1 protein-coding gene is annotated in these 1,786 nt (G+C 63.7%); it reads left to right on the plus strand.

The annotated features are described in order from the left end of the window. The coding region (locus EKD03_RS18125; protein WP_238613586.1) for an SdrD B-like domain-containing protein at positions 1 to 1,786 on the plus strand (1,786 nt) is incomplete at both ends.

Genomic DNA, 1,786 nt, shown 5'->3' on the forward strand with positions numbered 1-1,786 from the left:
CGATCCGGCCACCAACCCAGAGGCGGGCGAGGCGGTGGATAGCCGCTCCAACCGCACGCTGGACTTCGGGTTCTACCAGCCGGTCAGTATCGGGAATCAGGTCTGGTACGACACCAATAATGACGGCACGATTGATGGCACCGAAGTGGGTATCAATGGCGTGCGCGTTGAACTCTTCTTCGATGCGGATGGCAACGGCAGCATTGGGGCAGGCGAGACCAGCCCGGTGGCGGTGACCTTCACTGTCGCTGATGGTACCTATCTCTTCACCGAACTGACCGATAGTGACGGTAACCCGCTGGCGACAGCGCAACTGCTGCGCCCCGGCACCTACGTGGTGGGTATCCCGGTGAGCGAGTTTGATGCTGCCAGTGGTACGCTGCGGAGCCTCTTCAGCAGCGGGACGACCGCTGGGGCGGATGGCACCCGCAGCGAGACGGCGTCGGCTGATCCCGATGACGATGCGAGCGACACCGATGACAACGGACAACTCCAGACCAGCGGCTTCTACAATGGGGGCGTGCTGAGTCTGCCGCTGACGGTGGAGGCACTGAACGAACCCGTTGATGAAGACCCGGATACGGGTGAACCTAACCCCAGCTATCGCCCGGATAGCAGCGACAACCAGACCGTGGACTTCGGGTTCTATGGGATGAGCCTGGGCAACCAGGTGTGGTTGGATAACGGTAGCGGTGCGGGTGGTACCGCCAACGATGGCATCCGCAACGGCACTGAAGCGGGGATTACCGGGGTTGCCGTGCGGCTGCTCGCCAGTAACGGTACGGTACTGCAAACCACCGCGACGGATGCTGATGGGCGCTACCTCTTCACCGGCGTGGCCGAGGGAACATACCTCGTCGAGGTGGACATCCCCAGCAACACCCAGTCGAGCCGCGACCCGGCACAGGCGGGGACACCCAATGCGCTCGATGACGACGACAACGGGGTGACCGTTGACAGTATCGCCAACACCGTGCGCAGTGTCGCGATTACCCTGGATGCGGGTGCGGCCCCGATCTTGGAGAACGATCAGGGGCGCACCAAAGACAGTGGCATGAGCGATCCGCTCCAGTTTGATAACGATGCCACGCCGGATGAGAACTCCAACCTGCACGTGGACTTCGGCTTTGTGCCGATGGACTGGGGCGACCTGCCCGATCCGGGCTACCCGACCGTGGCCACGAGTGATGGCCCGCGCCACGGCCTGACCACCGGCCTGCGCATGGGCGCAACGGTGGATACCGAGACTGACGGCCAGCCCAGCGCTGCCGCTGATGGCGACGGCGCGGACGAGGATGGCGTCAGCTTCCCGACCTTCTACACCGGGTTGCCCGCCAACGTCACCGTGGATGTGACCAACACCACCGGACGTGACGCGACCCTGTATGGCTTCATGGACTTCAATGGCGATGGCGACTTTGCTGACGCGGGGGAGGCGGTCACGCTGGCCATCCCCGATAGCACCACCGGCAACCAGACCCTCACCTTCAATGTACCGAATGATGCGGTGGTGGGCAGCCAACTGGGCGCACGCTTCCGCCTGAGCAGTGATCCGAGCCTGACCGCGACTGGCCCGGCTAGTGACGGTGAGGTCGAGGACTACCTGATCAGCATCACCCCCACCTACAGCCTGGGCAACCGGGTCTGGCACGACCGTGACAACAGTGGGGACATTAACGCGGCTGATGGCGTGAACCCCGGCATTGAAAACGTGACCGTGCGCCTGCTCGACAGCGCGGGCAACCCCGTCACCAATCTGACCGGGATGGGCACCGCAACCACCGAC

The sequence above is a fragment of the Candidatus Oscillochloris fontis genome, from assembly GCF_004138135.1.
GTDB lineage: Bacteria > Chloroflexota > Chloroflexia > Chloroflexales > Chloroflexaceae > Oscillochloris > Oscillochloris fontis.